Annotated in this window: 21 protein-coding genes; 13 read left to right on the top strand and 8 right to left on the bottom strand. The window is 41.0% G+C overall.

Going from position 1 to position 20,878, the window contains the following annotated elements; translation table 11 throughout:
* Positions 1–493 precede the first annotated feature (493 nt).
* From FXV91_RS07355 to FXV91_RS07390, 8 genes are all read left to right on the top strand, one after another.
* Complete coding sequence (locus FXV91_RS07355) at positions 494–715, top strand: CxxC-x17-CxxC domain-containing protein (RefSeq protein WP_229389941.1); 222 nt, start codon at positions 494–496, stop codon at positions 713–715.
* Between the two features lie 316 nt (positions 716–1,031).
* Positions 1,032–1,265, top strand: coding sequence for a CxxC-x17-CxxC domain-containing protein (locus FXV91_RS07360; RefSeq protein WP_229389942.1), 234 nt, complete (start codon positions 1,032–1,034; stop codon positions 1,263–1,265).
* A 622-nt stretch (positions 1,266–1,887) separates the two neighbouring features.
* On the top strand, positions 1,888–2,211 hold the full coding sequence (gene eif1A / locus FXV91_RS07365; RefSeq protein ID WP_229389943.1) for a translation initiation factor eIF-1A: 324 nt from the start codon (positions 1,888–1,890) through the stop codon (positions 2,209–2,211).
* 408 nt (positions 2,212–2,619) lie between these two features.
* Entirely contained in the window at positions 2,620–2,766 is a 147-nt protein-coding gene (locus tag FXV91_RS07370) for a hypothetical protein (RefSeq protein ID WP_229389944.1), read from the top strand.
* Positions 2,767–3,151: 385 nt separating this feature from the next.
* A complete protein-coding gene (locus FXV91_RS07375; RefSeq protein ID WP_229389945.1) occupies positions 3,152–3,352 on the top strand; it encodes a CxxC-x17-CxxC domain-containing protein in 201 nt (66 codons plus the stop codon).
* 376 nt (positions 3,353–3,728) lie between these two features.
* Positions 3,729–3,947 carry a CxxC-x17-CxxC domain-containing protein gene (locus tag FXV91_RS07380; RefSeq protein WP_229389946.1) on the top strand — a complete coding sequence of 73 codons (219 nt, stop codon included), beginning with the start codon at positions 3,729–3,731 and terminating at the stop codon, positions 3,945–3,947.
* 363 nt (positions 3,948–4,310) lie between these two features.
* Positions 4,311–4,661 (top strand): translation initiation factor eIF-1A, encoded by a 351-nt coding sequence (eif1A, locus tag FXV91_RS07385; protein ID WP_255680001.1) that lies wholly within the window; start codon positions 4,311–4,313, stop codon positions 4,659–4,661.
* A gap of 790 nt (positions 4,662–5,451) precedes the next feature.
* The gene (locus FXV91_RS07390; RefSeq protein WP_229389947.1) at positions 5,452–5,772 is read left to right on the top strand and encodes a hypothetical protein; all 321 of its coding nucleotides are present in this window, start codon (positions 5,452–5,454) and stop codon (positions 5,770–5,772) included.
* Positions 5,773–5,898: 126 nt separating this feature from the next.
* Here the strand turns inward: FXV91_RS07390 and FXV91_RS07395 are convergent, their stop codons facing one another.
* Both FXV91_RS07395 and FXV91_RS07400 read right to left on the bottom strand, forming a co-directional pair.
* A complete protein-coding gene (locus FXV91_RS07395) occupies positions 5,899–7,533 on the bottom strand; it encodes an acetolactate synthase large subunit (RefSeq protein WP_229389948.1) in 1,635 nt (544 codons plus the stop codon).
* 185 nt (positions 7,534–7,718) lie between these two features.
* Positions 7,719–9,083 carry an NAD-dependent succinate-semialdehyde dehydrogenase gene (locus FXV91_RS07400; RefSeq protein ID WP_229389949.1) on the bottom strand — a complete coding sequence of 455 codons (1,365 nt, stop codon included), beginning with the start codon at positions 9,081–9,083 and terminating at the stop codon, positions 7,719–7,721.
* Between the two features lie 380 nt (positions 9,084–9,463).
* Here FXV91_RS07400 and FXV91_RS07405 point away from each other — a divergent pair, with 380 nt between their 5' ends.
* The 3 genes from FXV91_RS07405 to FXV91_RS07415 all read left to right on the top strand — a co-directional run bounded on the left by FXV91_RS07405 (position 9,464) and on the right by FXV91_RS07415 (position 11,525).
* Positions 9,464–9,868 carry a hypothetical protein gene (locus tag FXV91_RS07405; RefSeq protein WP_229389950.1) on the top strand — a complete coding sequence of 135 codons (405 nt, stop codon included), beginning with the start codon at positions 9,464–9,466 and terminating at the stop codon, positions 9,866–9,868.
* 690 nt (positions 9,869–10,558) lie between these two features.
* The gene (locus FXV91_RS07410) at positions 10,559–10,996 is read left to right on the top strand and encodes a cupredoxin family copper-binding protein (protein WP_229389951.1); all 438 of its coding nucleotides are present in this window, start codon (positions 10,559–10,561) and stop codon (positions 10,994–10,996) included.
* 136 nt (positions 10,997–11,132) lie between these two features.
* The gene (locus tag FXV91_RS07415) at positions 11,133–11,525 is read left to right on the top strand and encodes a hypothetical protein (protein WP_229389952.1); all 393 of its coding nucleotides are present in this window, start codon (positions 11,133–11,135) and stop codon (positions 11,523–11,525) included.
* Positions 11,526–11,530: 5 nt separating this feature from the next.
* Here FXV91_RS07415 and FXV91_RS07420 read toward each other — a convergent pair whose 3' ends face one another.
* The 3 genes from FXV91_RS07420 to FXV91_RS07430 form a co-directional block, all read right to left on the bottom strand.
* Positions 11,531–12,436: a RimK family alpha-L-glutamate ligase gene (locus FXV91_RS07420; protein ID WP_229389953.1), complete on the bottom strand. Its 906-nt coding sequence runs from the start codon at positions 12,434–12,436 to the stop codon at positions 11,531–11,533.
* Positions 12,437–12,887: 451 nt separating this feature from the next.
* Complete coding sequence (locus tag FXV91_RS07425) at positions 12,888–13,916, bottom strand: succinylglutamate desuccinylase/aspartoacylase family protein (RefSeq protein ID WP_229389954.1); 1,029 nt, start codon at positions 13,914–13,916, stop codon at positions 12,888–12,890.
* Positions 13,917–14,283: 367 nt separating this feature from the next.
* Positions 14,284–15,480 carry a tetratricopeptide repeat protein gene (locus FXV91_RS07430; protein ID WP_229389955.1) on the bottom strand — a complete coding sequence of 399 codons (1,197 nt, stop codon included), beginning with the start codon at positions 15,478–15,480 and terminating at the stop codon, positions 14,284–14,286.
* A gap of 220 nt (positions 15,481–15,700) precedes the next feature.
* Here FXV91_RS07430 and FXV91_RS07435 point away from each other — a divergent pair, with 220 nt between their 5' ends.
* Complete coding sequence (locus FXV91_RS07435; RefSeq protein ID WP_229389956.1) at positions 15,701–16,471, top strand: HAD family hydrolase; 771 nt, start codon at positions 15,701–15,703, stop codon at positions 16,469–16,471.
* 221 nt (positions 16,472–16,692) lie between these two features.
* On the opposite strand, the gene FXV91_RS07440 is transcribed toward FXV91_RS07435, so the two are convergent.
* Together FXV91_RS07440 and FXV91_RS07445 are read right to left on the bottom strand one after the other, a co-directional pair.
* Entirely contained in the window at positions 16,693–17,571 is an 879-nt protein-coding gene (locus FXV91_RS07440) for a tetratricopeptide repeat protein (RefSeq protein WP_229389957.1), read from the bottom strand.
* Between the two features lie 1,012 nt (positions 17,572–18,583).
* The gene (locus tag FXV91_RS07445; protein ID WP_229389958.1) at positions 18,584–19,096 is read right to left on the bottom strand and encodes a response regulator; all 513 of its coding nucleotides are present in this window, start codon (positions 19,094–19,096) and stop codon (positions 18,584–18,586) included.
* A 245-nt stretch (positions 19,097–19,341) separates the two neighbouring features.
* Between FXV91_RS07445 and FXV91_RS07450 the strand changes: the two genes are divergently transcribed.
* Positions 19,342–19,623 (top strand): helix-turn-helix domain-containing protein, encoded by a 282-nt coding sequence (locus FXV91_RS07450; protein ID WP_011034276.1) that lies wholly within the window; start codon positions 19,342–19,344, stop codon positions 19,621–19,623.
* 321 nt (positions 19,624–19,944) lie between these two features.
* Here FXV91_RS07450 and trxB read toward each other — a convergent pair whose 3' ends face one another.
* Complete coding sequence (trxB, locus tag FXV91_RS07455; RefSeq protein ID WP_229389959.1) at positions 19,945–20,862, bottom strand: thioredoxin-disulfide reductase; 918 nt, start codon at positions 20,860–20,862, stop codon at positions 19,945–19,947.
* Positions 20,863–20,878: the final 16 nt, after the last annotated feature.

The following is a 20,878-nucleotide window of genomic DNA, read 5'->3' on the forward strand; positions in this document are numbered from 1 at the left end:
CCTTATCGAGTCTGTCAGTTTATTATTTTATTCATTTTATTTATTTACTATTTTACTTATTTACTATTTTACTTATTTTGTTTATTTTATTTATTTTGTTTATTTGTTTATTTTGTTTATTTTATTTTATCAAATACCCCGGTTCATTCTTTTAAAGTTCACTGAGATGTCAAAACATTAGAAGTTTGATGTGTAAATAAGAAAAATCAGGCACAAACCGAGAAATTTGAAGTCAAGCTTCTTCCTTCTGAAAAAAGATCGTATTTAAGGCGGAATAGGGCTTTAAAGGTTCATAAAGCTCTTTTCTCATGCTTCTTCTCACTTGAGATAGTTTTATATATCATAATGCCTTGGGACGTATTTGCAGTAAAAATAAAGAATCATATAATCTGTTATTAAAAACAGAAATGAGGTTTTTAATAAAAGAATTGTATAGAATCTTATTTTTATAGCAGCCTAGAGGGTATCCGCTGTAAGCGGAGGTGAAACAAGAGTGAGTTTTAATGACAGAGGGAATTCCTTCCGGGGGAGAGACAGCAACCGGGGTGGCAGAGACAGCAATCGCGGAGGTTTCAGAGGAGGCAATAGTGGTCCCCGAGAAATGCACCCTGCAGTTTGTTCAGACTGCGGTGTTGAGACCCAGGTCCCGTTTAAGCCGACTGAAGGAAGACCTGTTTACTGCAGGGACTGCCTTCCAAACCACAGGAAGTTCTAACTCTCATCGAATCTAATATTTTCTATTTCAAGCTTTATCCTGGAAGCCTGCTATAACAGGATTTTCCAACTTTACTCATTTATTTTCGGGCCAGGTTTTTTTCATTTCACCTCACCTCTCTTAAGGGAGGTACCTCCCTGTTTTCTCAGATTCCATAGATTAACTTTATATAGCATAAAAAGATTGTAGAATTAGTAAAAATAATGAGAAATATAATCTGTTATTAAAAACTCCGCTTTTGTTTTTAAATAATAAATTATATCCAATCATATTTTTATGAGCATGTGTATCCGCTGAAAGCGGAGGTGAAATAAAAATGGGTTTTAATGACAGAGGAAGCTCCTTCAGGGGAAGAGACAGCGGCCGCGGTGGCAGCAGAGATGGTAACCGTGGTGGTGGCGGTGGTTTCAGAGGCGGCAACAGCGGCCCCAGAGAAATGCACAAGGTTATTTGTTCTGACTGCGGTGTTGAAACTGAAGTCCCCTTCAAGCCAACTGAAGGCCGGCCAGTTTACTGCAGGGACTGCCTCCCAAACCACAGGAAATTCTAAATTTTAAATTTCTCAATACAAGTGTTGTCCTGTAAGATATTACAGCAACACTACTACACTTTTTAATCTGTGTTTTTTGCCTCATACTCAGGTGAAGGGCATCGGAATCCTAAATTATTACGAACCTGTTCATTGAGTGCCGAATTACTTATAACTGTCGCTCAGATTTCAATCAAAGGTTATATATCAGTAAAAATTTATTAATACTTATAGTCCGGATAGTTTCAAACCTCTCTGATCAGGAGATTACAAATTGGGTCATGGGATCTCTAAAGAGCAGTTTTATGAGGTTTCAGATTTATGGTAATTTTCAAGCCTTTTATATTTTTTATAGGTTTTTAACTTCCTATCCATTTATGAACCATTAGACCAAAGTACGTAAGGAATCGACAAACGTAGAAGGTTTCAATATATAATAAGAAAGTTGTAGAAGAATTTAAAGTAGCTAGTTATAACCAGAATTCAATACAGATATTTAAAATTAAAAATTGAAAATCAAAAATTGAAAATCAAAAATTCAAAATCAAAAATTCAAAATCAAAAATTGAAAATCAAAAATTCAAAATCAAAAATTCAAAATCAAAATAAACGAGGAATCAACCTGGCTAACTATAGAAGCAATATGAGGAAGAGAAGGGAAGGATCAGCAAGCTCTGCACCCAGTACTCAGGAAGTTACAAGGGTACGTACTCCACGTAAGGAGAACCATGAAGTACTGGCAACGGTAGGAAGTCTTCTGGGCTCAAAGAGGGTCAATTTACAGTGCATGGACGGCGTTGTCCGAATGGGGCGAATTCCGGGGTCAAAGAATAAAAAAATGTGGATCCGTGAAGGAGATGTTGTAATCGCGACTCCGTGGGAAGTTCAGGATACTAAAGCCGATGTTATATGGAAATATACAAGGCCTCAGATAGAATGGCTCGAGCGCAAAGGTTACCTGAAATAATTCATGGTAAATTATAAGACTCAGTTCACAAAAATACTTTCTTAACACTTATTTGGTTTTAACCAGTGCCACGGTTAAACCTTTTATTCCTCTTTTCAATAATAGTTCTCTTAAGAGCCATCTTAACAAATCTCTGCTCTTTTCATCATCCCAGCTATATCTTTCCTCAGGTTGCGCTAGACCTATTTAACCGGTTATTCAGATCGGTTTAACCGGTTATGCAGATTATACTTACCTGTAGAGTCCACTCTTTGTAGAGTTTATTCTTCGTGCACTGCATTCCTGCTTATGGATTGATTATGCCAGTTGCTTAAATATTATCCACTTCTGACTATGGTATGATTTTCTACAAGCTCGATTTAATATCATCAAGGTTTGTTGAAAAACATTAAACCCAGGAGGGATTACGTGAAAAAATTTGAATATAAATGCGTCTCTATCCTTAAAATGGGAAGGGGAACGACAGAAGATCTCAGCAGATATGGTGCTGATGGCTGGGAACTGGTTTGTGTATGGGCTTTCTGGCATTACTTGAAAAGAGAAATTGAGACTTAATAAGTTAGATTTCGTTGTTTCCTGAAAAATAGCCTGATTACAGGCAGTTAAGTTTAAGATTTAATCATCAGATCTCAAGAGACAATTCATAATAGACGAATCATAATAGGCGAATCATAATAGATGAATCATAATAGATGAATCATAATAGACGACTCTGGAAAATTAGACTTAAATGCATGCGACTTCAGATGAAAATATTTTTAAGATTCTTTTTAATTTTTATGAGTAAAATTTATATAATTTGACTGTATAGTAGAAGCGTTAAAAATAAAGAGAAGTATAATCTGTTATTAAAAACTAATTTCTGTTTTTAATCAAAGAGTTCTATACAATCTTATTTTTAAGCAAATGACTATCCGCTGTAAGCGGAGGTGAAAAGAAAATGGCTTTTAATGACAGAAATTCCTTCCGGGGAAGAGACAGCAACCGGGGAGGTTTTGGAGCCCCTAGGGAAATGCATAACGCAACCTGTTCTGATTGCGGCGCTGAAACTCAGGTTCCTTTCAAACCTGATCCCGACAGACCGGTCTACTGCAGAGACTGCCTTCCAAACCACAGGAAGCCCAGAGAGAACCGCTATTAATCCGAAATTCACTTCGGAATTCTTACTTTTATAGAGTGTGTCCGTTCTGCCTGATTTAAAAGGCAGACGGAGATTCTTTTTCTACAAAGTTCCTTTAAGATTTTTGTTAAGTTCCAATATTTTAGGTTTACTTCCAATTTTACTCTAATTATAAGTTTGAGCCGAGTAGTTTTGCCCTTAAAATATCAAAGTTTTCATCTCTATAGATTAACTTTTCCATGGGAACGTTTATATAATTTGGATGTCTTTTTGGAGTTGAAAATAAAGAGAAGTATAATCTGTTATTAAAAACCAATTTTTGTTTTTAATCAAAGAGCTCTATACCATCTTATTTTTAAACTATCGAATATCCGCTATAAGCGGAGGTGAAACAAAAATGGGTTTTAATGACAGAGGAAATTCCGGAGGTTTCCGCGGTAACAGAGATGGTAACCGTGGTGGCGGCGGTGGCTTCAGAGGCGGCAACAGCGGCCCCAGAGAAATGACCAAAGTAACCTGTTCTGACTGCGGTGTTGAGACCGAAGTTCCGTTCAAGCCAACAGAAGGACGTCCGGTTTACTGCAGAGATTGCCTTCCTAACCACAGGAAGTTCTAATAATAATGACAATAATTTGCGTTGAGTGTTAATTTTTGCAACTTATATTGCGTAATACTCAATTCATTTTTCACTTTTTGTTTTGTCTCCTTGTTTTCGCTTCATTTTCTGCGAACCTGCTTGGAATCGAGTACATCTCATTCAGTTAGAGTAATATAATGGGGATCTCTTTTTCCAGTAGTTCTGAAAGGAAAAAGCAGTCGGGGATTGAATGATGAATGTCCGTGGCAGTAATCATTGAGATAATATATATAAATAGAGCTTATAAAAATAGAGCTTGAAAAACAAAAGTGAAAAAGGCTAAAATGGGATCAATAAGCCATCAAAGAATTACAGAATAAAGTCAACAAAGGAGGAATTAGTCTGGCTAATTATAGAAGCGTTGTTAGAAAAAGACAATCAGGATCAAACAAGCCCGTATACTCGGGTGATAACCCAGAAATAACAAGAGTCCGTACTCCCCGTAAGGATAGAAATGAAGTCCTTGCAACGGTAGCAAGTTTACTTGGTTCAAAAAGAGTTACACTGCAGTGTATGGACGGTACTGTCCGTATGGGCAGAATTCCTGGCTCCAAAAATAAGAAAATGTGGATTCGTGAAGGCGATGTTGTAATCGCAAACCCCTGGGAAGTTCAGGATTCAAAAGCTGATGTCATCTGGAAATATACCAGACCGCAGGTAGATTGGCTTGAGAGAAAAGGGTACCTTAATTAAGGGTCACCTCAAAAAAACCTTTTACTTTAATATTTCACTTAACTTTACATATCTCACTTAACTTTACATATCTCACTTAACTTTACATATCTCACTTAACTTTACATATCTCACTTAACTTTACATATCTCACTTAACTTTAACCAACTTAATTTAACCTTTAATCTTTAAGAATCTTTACATTATTTATATAGAGTATTTTATGTAAAACTCGTAAATAATAGATTATCAATTTGGGAAAACTTCTCTCTAGTAGCTTTTTTTTTATCAGTTGTTCCTTTACATTATTATTTACGTTTTCCGGCAAGTATCTGTACCCTACGTTCAGCATTTTAGGCGCATAAAGGTCCCCTTATGTTGAATTATGCGCTTAAAATATAAGCACATAATTTTTTGGACTGAATTTCAAAATCGGCATCAATTGAGATTATATATTTGTAATAATGCTTTTAATATGCGCTTAAAATATGGGAACTAAGGCTGTATAGCCTGTAATATTTTGTGTAGCCTTAGAGTCTGTCTGGAATTTATTCTGGAATTTGTTCTGGAATCTACTCTGGAATCTACTCTGGATACTCCTAAATCAAGTCTTTTTTAATAACCTTTCATTTTTTAGCTTCTCAGCCTCTTTTTTGCTCAACATCCATTTTTATTATTGCAATTTCCTTAACATATAATTTTTATCCACGGCTTCATTTGCTATTTTCGCAGAGTTAAGATACTCTATTTTTGGAGGAAGGAAAGTTGCCAGGACAGGGTTAAGTTCGAGATAGGCTCAGCACCTGCCTTCATGAACTTCGATTCCTTCTGCACAACGCTTCAGAAAGATCGGCAGATAATTAGCGGGCAAGCCAACGGACTCAAAGATATTGGAGGTTATACAGGAGTCACAAGATTGAGGTCCGATTGCCCTGCCCGGGCAGCAAGCGTGACTGTAGTATCATTTTCAACAATCTGGAAACTATCATATCCAGACACTCAGCAACTACAGAGTTATATTTCCCTGGCAGCATGGACGCCCCAGGGGCTGTACAGGTGGGAAGCTCAATTTTCGGAAATTCCGGCAGTAGGGCCCGCCTTGAGGAGACTGAGATGTTTGCCATCCGTATAAGTTCAATTGCAACTTTCTTAAGAATGTCCGAAAAAGCCGAAAGTCGAGACCTGCTCTTCAGGAAATCCCTTTCAATTCGGGTTTTCAGAATAATAGATTCGCCTCAGAAATACAGGAATTTTATTATCAGAATTTACATACAAGATTTCCGAGCTCGACCGAGAAAGTTTCATAGTTTACAGAGTAATCGATAGGGCACTCAATAACCACTACTTTATTCAGGGAGAAGGCTTTTTCGAGAACTTCTGTAAGGTCATCGGTTTCTTTAACCTTCAAACCTGCTGCCCCGAAACTTTCGGCAAAGAGGACAAAGTCAGGGTTTCCGTAGTCCAGGGCAAAATCTTCAAAGTGCATCTTCTTCTGCTTCCATTTGATGAAGCCAAAGGCATTGTCGTTCAGGATAAGGACAACGAGAGGAATCCTGTAGCGGACTGCCGTCTCAAGCTCCTGGCAGTTCATCATAAAACCGCCGTCCCCACAAATGGCAAGTACGCGGCGTTCCGGGTGAAGAAGTTTTGCGGTGAGCCCTGCAGAGAATCCTGCACCCATCGTAGCAAGGGCATTATCCAGTAGCACGGTATTGGGGGCGTAGGTCTTATAGAGCCGGGAGAACCATAGCTTGTATATTCCGTTATCAAGAGCGATGATGTCTTGACGTCCAAGCACTCTTCTCACACTCTGTACAACTGCCTGCGGGAGGGGAGGATAGCTTTTCCTGGCAGGAGAATTGATTTTTTCTTCAATGAAGGTTCTTGTGTTTTCGAATACAGCAAACTTCCTCTTTCCCGGAAGTCTTGAAGCAAGCTGCCGGATAGAGGAGGAAATATCTCCTATCACTTCTACTGTCGGGTTAAAGTACCTGTCAGGTACTGACTCCACAAAATCGATATTTATTATCTTTTTATCCAGCAGCCCGTTCCAGAGGTAAGGGGGGTATTCCACTATATCGTAGCCCACAGTAATTATCAGGTCTGATCCGTCAATTCCGCAGTTTACATAATCCCTTGCATGAATTCCGGTAGCAAAAAGGCTGTAAGGGCAGTCATCAGGGACAACACCTTTTCCCATCTGTGTATGGACAAGGTAGATGCCTGTCCTGTTTGCAAAATTCCCGAGCTCTTCAGCGACCGCCTTCCGGTTAGCCCCGGAAGAGACTATGATAAGGGGATTTTTAGCTTCGTAAATCATGCTTGCTGCCATTTCTACAGCTTCAGGGTCAGGACAGGGAATTTTGATCTTGCTCCTCTTTTGTATAACTGCATCTGTCTCTTCTCCGGCTACATCTTCAGGTAGCTCAATGTGTACAGCTCCAGGTCTTTCGGCTTCAGCATGTTTGAAGGCGTTTCGGAGCACTGTAGGGATCATCCCGGGATCGGTAATGGATACGGCTTTTTTGCAGAGCGGTTCCATCATCCTGACAACGTCTACAAGCTGGAAACGGCCCTGCCAGTTGTCAATCAGGGCCTTTTGTCCCGATATGGAGATTAAAGGAGCCCCTATAAGCTGTGCCTGGGCAACCCCTGTGACAAGATTAGTAGCACCTGGCCCAAGAGTTGAAAAACAAACTCCTGGTTTTCCTGTCAGCCTTCCATAAGCTGCAGCCATAAATGCCGCAGCTTGTTCATGTCTTGTTATGATCAGTTTAATCTCTGAGTTTCGCAAAGATTCGAGAAGGTCAAGGTTTTCTTCTCCAGGGAGGCCGAAAATATATTCCACACCTTCCTCTTTAAGCTGGGCGACAAAAAGGTCCGAAGCTTTCATAAAGGACTCCAGGTATTACCATATCCTAAGTATTACTCGATCTTTAGTTTCAACTTTTATTCTTTTTAATGCTTTTTCTTTAAAGAGATTTTTCTCTAAAGGGATTTTTTATTAGCTTTCAATGATGTTTCTTAACCTGGATTTTGTCAGGCTCTCAACTACCTGTTTTTCCCGGCTATTTGTTTTTATTTGTTGACCACGACAGTCTTTATGTTTACAAATTCCTTAAGCCCGTAATGAGAAAGCTCCCTTCCGATTCCCGATTTTTTTACCCCTCCAAAAGGCAGTCTTGGATCGGACTTGACCCTCCCATTGATAGCTACAAAACCTGACCTGATTCTTTTTGCCAGCCGCTCGGCTCTCTCCAGGTCTGCAGACCAGACTTCGGCTCCAAGCCCGAAATCCGTGGAGTTTGCAATTTCCACTGCTTCATCTTCATCCTTTACCATAATTACCGGCGCAATAGGCCCGAAGACTTCTACGTTGAAGGCCTTCATGTCAGTACTGGCTGCAGGGATAAGGGTCGGCCTGAAGAAAAAGCCTTTCTCATGCGCTTCCCCGTAAACGTGAGGTTCTGCTCCCTTCTTTTTTGCATCCTTCAAAATTTTCTCAAGGCTGTCAACAAATTCTTTTTTTGCAACTGGTCCGATGTCAGTTTCCTCGTCCATAGGATCTCCGATTTTCAACTCCTGCATATGGAGTTCGAATGCCTCGATAAAATCCACAACAACGTCTTCGATCACAATGAACCTCTTGGCAGCAATACAGCTCTGTCCGGCATTCAGGAAACGGGATCTTACCGCGACCTGTGCAGCCCGATCTATGTCCGCATCTTCAAGCACGATGAAAGGGTCAGAACCCCCAAGTTCCAGCACTAAAGGCTTAATCATCCTTCCGGCAAGCTCTCCGATCTCAGACCCGGCTTCCACGCTTCCGGTGAGCGAAACCCCGTCCACTAGGTCCTCATCAATAATTTCCATGGCAGTTTTAGAGTCTATCAGCAGGGTCTTAAACACGTCTTCAGGCAACCCGGCTTCAGTAAAGACCTTTTCGATCTCAAGAGCTGACCCGGGTACATTGGATGCATGTTTTAGCAGGCATACGTTTCCTGCAGTCAGTGTGGGCACTGCAAACCTGAAAGCCTGCCAGAAAGGGAAATTCCAGGGCATGATCCCGAGAATAATTCCCAGAGGCTCAAAGGTGACATAACTCTTTTCAGCTTCTGTTTCCACAACTTCGTCTTTCAGAAACTCTGCCGCACTTCCTGCATAATGGTCACAAAGCCATGCGCATTTTTCAATCTCTGCAAGTGACTGCCTGATCGGCTTTCCCATTTCTTTTGTAATAATCTCGGCATAAATTTGCTTGTTCCGCCTGAGTACCTCAGCTGTCCTCGCAATATATCTCGTTCTTTCCTCAACCGAAAGAGAGCTCCACCCTGAAAAAGCAGCCCTGGATTTTTCAATCTGGTCCTCGCAGTTTCCGAAAGATAACGCATCGTAAGTCCAGTTTACTTCTTCAGTATAAGGATTAATGGATTTGATTTTCATAACCTCCCCCCGAAAAAGAGTCCTTTAGTAATATTAGAATTCCAGGTATTATAATTTAAGGACAGGTAAAACCCTAAAAAGGAAAAAAATGCTTTGAATTGCCTTCAGTTACCTGTTCCCTGGATGAATTCAGATTTCATCCGATAGATTGAAAGTTAACTAGATAACTGAGATGTGTTCAGAAACTGGTAGTAATAGTTATAATACCAGAATATTAATTATAAAGCACTCAATTGATAAAAAATGAACTAAATAAAGGAACTGTGTTCAGAAACTGGTAGTAATAATTATAAAACCAGAATATTAATTATAAAGCACTCAATTTTACATGGGGGGAAAATATGAGAAAAGCATTGCTTATTTTAATAGTTCTGTTCGGCGTGTTCCTAGCAATAGGATGCGCTGAGGATGGTGCTGAAGAACCAGCTGAAGAAGGAGAACCAGTTGAGGAAGTAACTGAAGTTGAAGTAGTAACCGGAGTTGAAGCCGTAACTCCAGTTCAGGAAGTAGTAGAAGTAACTGAAGTGATAGAGGAAACTCCAGTTGAAGCCGTAACTCCAGTTCAGGAAGTAGTAGAAGTAACTGAAGTGATAGAGGAAACTCCAGTTGAAGCCGTAACTCCGGCTGAAGCATTTACTCCAGCTGAGGATGAGACTCCAATGGAAGACGAGACACCATTTGAGGACGAGACTCCAATGGAAGACGAGACTCCAATGGAAGACGAGACTCCGGCAGGTAACGTTACAGAAAGAGAAGGAGTAATCAGAGTAACTCCTACCCAGTGATGAATTATTTAAGTAATAGTTCAGGACTCTGCCTGATTTATAATCCTCTACGCTGTACTTCGGTATTACTATGTGAACTTCAAATCCATAACTACAGTTATGATCCTGAATCTGACAGTCAGGAAAGAGAATACGAGTTCACATTACTGGAAAAGGAACTTCATTGCCCAGACTCGGTTCACCCGACATGGTAATAGGAATTCAATAGTGAGGGAGTAAGATCGATACGAAAATGAATGGTAATCTCGATACCTGAAATACCGGAATTGCTCGGAAATCTCATTTCAACGAGAATGCCTTTAAAAACGGTCTTATTTTTTTTAGATCCACTTTTATCCTGTTTATCCTGTCCTGTTTATCCTGTCCCTTTATCCTTTCCTGTTTATTCTATCCTGTTAGCCTTGTCCTATTTATTTTGTCCTGTTAACCCTGTCCTTTTATATTTTTCCAATAACTCTACTTTGAAAATTTATTTGCCGTTGTTTAGAACAGTAAAAACTGAGTAACTAACTGAGTATGCAAATACCTTAAGTCGACGCTATATTTCAAGTTTTAAAATACCTGCTTAGGTTCTAAACTGTAGGAGGAACCATATTCAGAATTAGATAGGAACTATTATAAAATCAAAATGTTAATTATAAAGCATCTGATTTTGCATGGGGGGAAATTATGAGAAGAGAATTGGTTATTTTGCTAGTCTTATGTAGTGTATTCCTGGCAATAGGTTGCGCTGATAATGGTACTGAAGAACCAGGTGATGCTGTAACTCCAGTTGAAGAACCTGTAGAACCGGTTAGAGAAGAGGCAGCTCCAGAAGAAACACCTATACTTCCAGTTCAAGGTGAAATACCTGGCATTTCCGATGATGAGTCCGAAGCTGTTGATGTGTCAATTGTTAATTCATCCTTTAGCCCGGACACAATCACAATATCCACCGGTCAAACCGTAAGATGGACTAACATGGACCCTGAAGCCCATACGGTTAAAGGTACAGGTACCAGTTTCGGTTCCCCATCCCTTGCACAGGGAGGTTCGTATGAGTTCCTGTTTACTGATCCAGGCGCCTATGAGTACTATTGCTCGATTCATCCTTCTATGAGAGGAACCGTAGTAGTGGTGGAGGAATGAGGGTTTAGCCCTACTGGAGTGCTGAGATTCAAGAATCCAGTTTTCTGGAGGTTTTCATTCAAAGAATACAGTCTTTTAAAAAACAGTCTTTTTCTTTTTAGATAGAATAATCCGCTTTTTTGAATGAGGGAAAGCAATGAGAAGAGAATCTGTTATTTTCATAATCCTGCTCGGGATATTCCTATCCGCAGGCTGTGCAGAAAACGGTGCTGAAGAACCTGAACCTGTATCTCCAGTAGAAACACCTGTAAATCCGGCCGAAGTGCCTCAACCTCCAGCTGAAATAGTTGAAACTCCAGAAAATACTCCTGACCCCACTCCCATTGAAAACCTGACACTCGCCGAACCTGAAACTTCGCCCGAAACCCCGGCTGAAACGCCTGACACTCAAGCAAAAGCCAGAGTGGTTGAAGTTAGAATTGAAAACTTTACCTTTAACCCTGATCCGGTTACGATATCTTCCGGCGAGCATAAACGGTCACCGGGGCTAAAAGTAAGGGAATTTCTTTGCGTAAAACAAAAAAGTTAATCTCCTTATTTTTCTCTCACTTTTTCTCTCACAAAATCATAAATCATCCCTGCAACATTAATCCCGCAGCACTCTTCTAGCCCTTCGAAGCCTGGGGAAGAATTAGCCTCGCAGACTTTGAAGTGGTCGCCGTCGAAGAGGAGGTCGATGCCGGCTATGTCGAGTCCGAAGGTGCGGGCGGTTTCGGTTGCAAGCTGCTCTATTTCGGGAGTCATATCGAATTTGCGGACTTCTCCGCCTCTGGAATAGTTGGACTTGAAACTTCCGGCTGGGGCTATTCGTTCCATGCAGGCAACTGCACGGCCTCCGATTACCAGGACGCGGAGGTCTCTTCCAAGGCTGGATTTTATAAATTCCTGGAGGATGATGTTTGCGTTGGGGTTGGTTATGTGGATCAATTCCATGAGGTCGCGGAAGTTGTCATGGGTTTCCGAAAGGAAGATTCCTTTACCCATGGAGCCGGAGAGGGCTTTTACTATGAGGGGGAAGCCCAGATATTTTTCAACCAGGTTTATGTTGACAGGGTTTTTGGCAAACATTGTATTGGGATAGGAAATTCCTCTTTCTGCCAGGATTTGCTGGGAGTAAAGCTTGTCCTTTACGGTATCAATACTCTGAGAGGAGTTAATAACATGGACCCCGAGGCGTTCAAGGTGGCGGATAACCGCAAGCGCGAAGTAGGTTGTGCCTGCCCCCATTCTAGGCAGGAGAAAGTCAGGCAGGGGAACCACTTCTCCGTCGAGGAGTATGCTTTTTCTGTCATCCCTTGTTACAATCAGGTCGAACTGGTCGGGTTTCACAACCCTGAGCTCTATTCCCTTCTCACCCGCAACCTCGATGAAGCGGTGAATTTCGTACAGGTCGGGCCTTAATTCGGCAGCAATACTCTTGTAAAGAATCCATCCTTTCATTATTTCATCCGCTCTATCCGTAGGGGAGTGCTTCTATATTTAATGGAAGAGATACATCTATTTGAAGAGTGTTTCCGATATATAGAGATATGCTTTTCGCTTCGGAATCCTGTTTTTGGCCAGACCTTTCCTTTTACTATTTCTGGACTTTTCGGTTTTGTCGGGCACTCAAGAAGTCAGGAAATGAGTCTGAAAAAGAGTTACAGGATAAGATCAGTGTAAATTACAGGTAATAAGCAACTGCAGGTGACAAGTAATTGCAGATGAATAGTGACTGCAGGTGACAAGTAATTGCAGATGAATAGTGACTGCAGGTGAAAAGTAACTGCAGATGAAAAGTGACTACAGGTGAAAAGTTAAACATAATCAAATAAATAAGACGTTTCGGCAGCAAATACTGGCATCAATCCGGGGAGAAGGTCCAGGTCCTGTCAGAATTAACTATAGTTCCTCAATCATGATCCCGAGGACGCTCTTTCAGGCTCATAAATTCTTCAAGCTGGGACTCTACAATCCCTATCCTCTCAAAACGGGCTATATGGAAAAGGGCATCCCCTTCATTTACCAGTGGAAGGTTGTTTTTTCCGATTACGATGCCGTCATCTTCAGTCTTTACCGGTGTTCCTCCCGGGCCGCCAAAGGGATCTACAATGAGCCCTATGATTTCCCCTTCCTTTACCTTATCTCCTAACTTCTTAAGAGGGTGGACAATTCCGCTTTTAGGGGCGCGGGTCCATATACTTGAATGCGCAATGACAGGTAGAATGCTCTTCCTTTTTGGCTGGTGAGGTGCGTGAAGCATTCCCAGTGACTCCATAACACGTCTTATGCCACGAACTCCCATTCTTGCAGCGAGCTCATTAAACCGCAGGGCTTCTCCGCCTTCATAGACCAGGACAGGGATTCCAAAACTGCTTGCAGCTTCTCTCAGGGACCCGTCCCGAAGTCTTGAATCAAGGATCACAGGCACATTGAAAGCTTTTCCAAGGTTCTCCGAACCTTCTGCATCCAGGTTTACTCGGACATGGGGCAGGTTTGGGCGGTGGACAGCACCAGTATGTAGGTCGATTCCGCAATCGCATTTAGTTACAATTTCATTCATAAGGATGTGCGCCAGGCGGGAAGCAAGAGAACCTTTAGGGCTTCCCGGAAAAGAACGGTTAAGGTCTCTTCTGTCCGGAAGGTAGCGGGAAAGCGAAATGAACCCGTAAACATTTACCACGGGTACGGTAATGAGGGTTCCGTGAATGTGCCTGACTGCAGGTAATTCAAGTAGTCTCCGGATAATCTCAACCCCATTGATCTCATCTCCGTGAATTGCAGCCGTAACAAAAATACAGGGACCTGGCTTTGTGCCCCGGATAACACGAACCTGAATATTCATAGGGGTTTGCGTGTAAAGTTGAGCTGCAGGAAGTTCTATGCATTTTCTTTCTCCGGGCCTGATCTCAATACCTGCAATTTTAAAAGGTTCGGTCATACATTATCCCTTTCTCCTGGATCGAATCTGGCAGTTCTGTGCATATTTCCTAGGTACTCAATAATCATGCTACAAGTCCTCTGCCTCTAACACTACACAGATGAGAGCAAAACCTGCCTGCAGGTAAATATCGGATTACAGTAAGCGGAACTAACGCGCAGTAATATTATTTTATTTTTGTATTATTTCATCCTGCTTGTAGATAAGATATCAGGGGAGAATGCAAAAAGGAAAAATGAAATAATTATAGTAAGAAAAAAATGAGGATGAACTACATGAAGATGAATTGAAGGGATAAAGAATATAGAAGAAATAAGGATAAAAAAGGAGAGAAATTAAAATTCGATGAGGAAAGATTTTACCGGATTTACTGAACATTCCCTCCGATCTCAGCATATCTGGGGTCAATTTCCACAGCTTTCAGGTACGCGTCCTCAGCTTCGTCTTCACGCCCGAGGAAACTCAGGCAGACAGCTTTTCCAAACCAGGAGTCGGCAGCATCCGGATCAAGCTTAAGTGCCTTATCGTAGGTTTCCAGGGCTTCTTCAAAGCGTTTGAGCTGAGCCAGAACAAAACCGAGGCTCGAGTAGGCTTCCAGATATTCGGGGTCAAGCTGTGTGGCTTTTCTGTAAGCTTCAACAGCTTCTTCAAACCTCTGCACCTGGCTGAGGGTAAAGCCTTTGTTATACCAGACATCGGAGTTTTCGGCATTGATTTCGATTGCTTTTCCAAAAGCATTAATTGCTTCTTCATACCTCTCCAGGTTTTCCAGATCTATCCCCATATTATTCCAGGCGTCATCATTTTTAGGGTCAATTTCCACAGCTTTTTCATAGGCTTTCAGAGCTTGCTTGTAACTGCCAAGGCTATCAAGGTCCACTCCTTTATAATACCAGGCTTCAAGAAAACCGGGGTCAATCTCGAGTGCTTTATCGTATGCAATTATTGCTTCGTCGTAATTTCCCATCTGTCCGAGAGCTATACCTTTTCCTGCCCATGCTTCTTTATAATCCGGATCTTCCTTCAGGACTTTCTCATAAGCCTCAACAGCCTCTTCGTATTTTCCTGCCTGGCTGAGGTTCAGGGCTTTTCCATACCATGCATTAGGATAGTCCGGCTTGAGCTCAAGAGCCTTCCCATAGGCTTCGACTGCCTTTTCGTATTCTCCTACCTGGGAGTAAGAAAAAGCCATATTATTCCAGAGGTCCGCATCCTCAGAACTGATCTCAATAGCTTCCTGATAGAGTTTGAGAGCTTCCTCAAACTTTCCAAGGCTTTCAAGAGCCGCAGCTTTATTATTTAAAAGGTAAATATTCCTCGGGTCTTTTTCAATCGCTTTGTCAAAGGCAACTACTGCCTCGTTAAACTTACCAAGCCTGAGAAGATCAAGACCACATTCATTAAGTTCGGCTGCAAGAATTTCGTTGCTGACTTCCTCCTTTGCCACACTCTCCGAGTCGTCCAGCACGTACATATCCCCGGAAACCGGTCCCTCTCCGGTTTCAGTTTTCTCTCCTTTTCCTTCTCCTGTGAAGGATTCGTCCTTTGGTTCTCCAGAATTCATGTCAAAATTTCCTTTAATGTCTTTTACAATTAAGACCCACAATTTTTCGAGTATTCGTGTTCGTTATCTACTTAAGTTTATTGTTCTTTATGACCTATACATCTGTCCTTTATGGCTTTTATAGCCTCTCCCCAAAAAGTAGTCTAAAAAGTCTGGAAAAAGAGAATAAAATAAGAAGAAGATCAGAAAGATCCCAAAAATGTAAAATAGATCCGAAAAAATGAAACTAATCAGGGAAACCATGGAAAATTTCCGGAAGAACGTACAGCAAAATCATCATACTCTGAAAGCGGTACTCTTTGATATGGATAATACTCTTTTTGATTTCGTAGCCGTAAAACTCATAGCGTGCAGGGAAATCCTTACCTATCTCGGAAAAGGAGATGGGGACCTTAAGAAGGAGCCTGCAGAACTTTTCAGTTATTTCCTCAGGGGAACATATGGTTTTGAAGACTATGAAAACATAAGGGACTACATGCAGGAGAGAAGGCTTTTCACGGCGCAGAGATACAGATACTGTTGTGAGATCTATGACAGGGAAAAACTGCAAAACCTCGAACTATATCCCGGGGTAAGGGATACCCTTGAAGGACTGAAGAAACTTGGTCTCAGGCTTGCAGTAATAACAGACGCTGACAGGTATCACGCCCATGCGAGGCTTACGAGAGTAGGGCTTCTTGATTCCTTTGAATTCCTTGTGTCTGCAGATATGACAGGTACGAAAAAGCCTGATCCTGCCCATTTTCTCTTTGCTCTTGATGCCCTTGGACTAAAACCAGAAGAAAGCCTGGTCGTGGGGGATAGCATCAAAAGGGATATAGTTCCTGCCCGCAGGTTAGGCTTAAAAACTGCATATGCTTCCTATGGAGACTGGAGGTCAACCGAGGAAATAGAACAGTGCTTTGACTTTCAGCTCAATGCATTTCAGGATTTGATTGGATATATCGGCACGTTGAATGGCACTTATGTCCAGGCAGATTCCCGAAGTTAAAAGGTAGATTCTTAAAACTAATATTTAATTAATCAGTATGCGAAAGTCAGGATACGAGAAGATAAGGAAAGGTAAGAGAAAATAAGAGAATATAAAGGAAAATAAAAGAAAAAGATTATTTTAGCCGTTATGCCCTCAATTCCTGAATGAATTTTAATGGCGAACGGCTTTTTCTGTCTCCTTATGCAGTTTCTCTGGAAAGATGCTCTAATTAAGGCTGCTTAAATAAGATCCGAGTATATCGGGTTTATATCGACTGCTCTTTCGTATGCTTCCATTGCTTTCTGGTGTTTTTTAACCCTGTCATATACTATTCCTTTGCCAATCCAGGCTTTTGTGAAGCTCGGGTTGATGTCTATAGCCTTTTCGAAAGCTTCAAGCGCTTCTTTGTATTTCTCAAGGTCCCTCAGGGCAATTCCTTTGTTGTACCAGAACCTTGCGTTTTCGGGATTTGCTTTGATTTTGTTGTCAAAAATCTCCACGGCTTTCTCAATGTATAATTTTGCTTCATCATTCTTCCCGAGCCAGCGCAGAGCAACCCCTTTATTGTAAAGGGATTTTCCGTTAGTCGGGTTTAACTCAAGTGCCCTGTTAAAAGCATCAAGAGCTTCCTGGTAACTCTTTATTTTGCAGAGCCCCATTCCTTTCTTGCACCATTCGCTTGCGCTCATAGCGCTCATATCGTAATTCTTTGAATATAGCCGGATAGCTTTCTCAAGGTCATCCATTGCATCTTCGTATGCTCTCATCTCCCTGAGAGCCATTCCCCGCCTGTACCAGACTTCCGGGTCTTCAGGAGCTAAGGATATAGCCCGGTAGAATGCATCCAGAGCTTCCTCGTACTGCATCAGACCCAGGAGAAGTTCAGCTTTGAAGCACCAGGTTTTAGCGTCAGCAGGGTTTATCTCAAGAGACCTGTCAAAAGCATCAAGAGCCTCCTCGTACTTCATGAGGCTTTTGAGGACAATCCCTTTGCTAAACAGGATTTTCGCATTATCAGGGCTTATTTCCAGAGCCTTATTGTATGCATCCAGAGCTTCTGTAAACCTTTTTAGTTCATGGAGTGCAACGCCTTTGTTATACCATTCATTCGAAGTCATAACTTTACCACACCTTTTTTGGACTACATTTTTCCACTGCTTTACCACATCTACCTTGAACAACAATATTATATGCTTTCAGAACATTAAATCGGTTTTGTACTTTAGTTCCTTATCCTGAATAAGGGCAGATACACAGTTACGCATAATAATTTACGTTTTATTCTTTTTTAAACATTTTGAAATATTCATAAACATTATTATTTTAAAAATAGAGTTTTCAAAGCAGATTTATGAACCGAGCCGATATTTAACAAGCATATGATATAGAAGGAAACCAACGTATAAGTTTAATATTATTTGAATAGAATATAATTATTAAAGATCATTAATTTTCTTTTTCTCCCATTGATAGTAACTGTGTTCTGCTTTCGCCAAAGTCTCCTCTTTTAAGAGTCAATAGTTAAAAGCCGGGCAGATATTCTCTGAATAAAAATAATCTGGATTTTACGCGCGACTCGTATGAGGTCATTACCTGTTACTCAAATGTCGAAGTCGCGGCAAAGTCCTCAGGAAACTTCCAGCAAAGTATGTGATTTTGCTGGAAAATTTGATTTTAACAGATAAATTTGATTCAAATGGGGGATGTAATTTTTAAAGGATCTTTAATTTTAATGAAGAAACTCATTTTAAGAGGTTATGTAGGGGGACTTGTAAAAAGTGATCTTTATTAAAATAATTAAAAACTAAACCGAATATATCTGGAGAACTACACAACTAAATTCATCCAGATGGATTTCAAGCGATTTTTGAGAAAAACAATAAACAGAATTGATAAGCATATTAACAGGATATAGGTAAAGAGGGCGTCTTAAGAAGTGAGTAAATAAAAATCTTAAGATGCCTCAAAGAAATTTGATGGATTTCAAACCCGGAATAGTTTCTTAGATATTCGGATCCTGAAAAGGAAAACAAAAAGGAAATTTTGCCTTTTAATATGTCTGCTTTCCTTAAGAGGGTATTATTGCTGATCACAAAGACTGCTTATCAGAAAGTAAATCTCCTCATCGAGTCAAATACGGTTACGTCTCAGAACCATTCCGACCCTTGCTTTCAATTCAAGAGGATTAAAAGGTGCAGCAACGTAATCATCAGCTCCTGATTTAAAGGCCTTAAAACTGTCTTCTGCTTTATTCTTTTCACTCAGCATCATTACAGGAACTCCCCAGCTCCTTGGGTTAGCTTTAAGCTGTCTGCAAATTTCAAAACCATCTTTACTCAGAAAAGCTGTATCAAGGAGTACCAGATCCGGTCTTTCCGCATTTACTGTCTCAAGGACTGATAAGCTTTCCGAGACGTTAACAACATTGTAGTTTTCAGCTTCAAGAGCCTTCTTAAGGTTATGATGGGCATTGTGCTCATTACCCATAATCAGGATTTTTTCCCTGATATCATGAAGATTTGCAATTCGAACTTTTACTGACTCTTCCGAAATCGAAAGAGTGTGGGCAATGTCTCTTTCACTTATGTCAGGCTGTTCTTCTATAAGCTTTAAAATTTCACGGTCAAGATTAATGTTATGCATTTCCCTCCACCTCATACAGTATATATTTTCTTAGGTATTAAACATTTCTCAAATATTAAAACGAAGAGAATAGCTAAAAATGTACACAGTGAATCGGGAGGGCGCGGAGTTCCCCAAATATTTAGAAGATTTTGTATGAATCGCCTGACTAACCAATAATGAGATAAGTTTATAACCGTAAATAGCAAGTTAATATTGGAAATAAGAATCACTTACGGAGAACAGCCACCTCTGAGATGATAACAATGGATCCACTTGAAAAAATCTTTGGAAAAACCGCACAGATGACCGTACTTAAAAATCTGATCGAGCACCAGAACGAATCAACCTACCTATCAGGGATAGCAGAAGAAACAGGTCTGTCTCATTCCAGCGTATCAAGAGTTATTACCCCACTAATAGAGTCGGGTATTGTTATAGAAAAACCTCTTGGAAAGCAGATCAGGACCTTCCAGTTGAATATGGAAAGCGACGCTACAAAATTGATTATAGATTTTTACAATAAAATTAACCAGATGCTGGAATAAGCCTTAAAGCGAATTCCGGAATGCATATTCGGGGGCAAAGGAACCTTATTGTCCCGTTTTTAATTTTCGCATAACTAGTTTTGGCTATGAACCTTTCTTACTTCTGGCTTTGACAGAACCATAGCTGGAAAAGCTATGACCTGAATAACCAGATTTCAGTTTAAGGTTATTCAGGTCAAATATCCTGAAATCAAAGTTCCGGATATTTTTTCAATTGCTCTTTCAATTGCTCTTTCAATTGCTCTTTCAACCGCTTCTTTCAATTGCTTCTTAAACGGATTTTCAGCCCGGCTTCTAGTTCGAGCCCTTCTATGGTATTTTTTATTTAAGGGTTTCGATATATTCGTTTGCAGCGGTGGCTGCGATTGCCCCGTCTCTTACCGCTGCTACAAGCTGCCAGATGAGGGTATCGCTGCAATCTCCTGCGGCATAAATTCCTTTCTCGGAGGTTTCCATCCAGCGGTCGGTCTTGATAAAGCCTTCACTATTTTTTTGCACGTTAATGAATTCGGTATTCGGGTGGATTCCTACATAGATAAAAATTCCGTTAGTATAAAGTTCACGGATTTCTTTGCTATTGAGGTCTTGCAGGATAATTTTCTCAACTTTTTTGACTCCTTCCTTACTTCCGGCTATTTCCAGGACAAGAGTATTGAGGATGAGCTCAATATTTGGAGTTGCAGACATCCGGTCCTGAAGGATTTTTGCAGCTCTCAAACGGTCCCGCCTGTGGATAAGGTATACCTTCTGAGCAATCTTTGATAGAAAAAGAGCATCTGTAACTGCAGAATTGCCGCCTCCTACGACAACTACTGTCTTGTTTTTGAAAAAAGGCCCGTCGCAGATCGCACAGTAAGAGACTCCCTTACTGATAAATTCCTTCTCCCCGGGAACGCCCAGATGCTTTGGATTTGCGCCTGTGGCAATAATCAAGGCTTTCGCTTCAAGGTCCCCACTATCCGTTGAGACGATTTTTTTTGCACCTTCGGTCCGGACCGAGATAACTTCAGTAATTTTGGTCTTAACCCCTGCTTCCTGAGCGTGTGTCCTGTATTTTTCCATCAGCTCAACTCCCGTAATGGATGGAAAGCCAGGATAGTTTTCTACGATATCTGCCATCGAGATCTGGCCACTTATCTCGCTCCTCTCCAGAATAAGGGTGTCAAGCCCGGAACGCACGGCATAAATTCCCGCTGCAAGTCCCGCAGGTCCCCCTCCTATTATAATCAGGTCGTACATACTTATCTCCCAGAAA

The organism is Methanosarcina sp. DH2 (genome assembly GCF_020804225.1).
Classification (GTDB): domain Archaea; phylum Halobacteriota; class Methanosarcinia; order Methanosarcinales; family Methanosarcinaceae; genus Methanosarcina.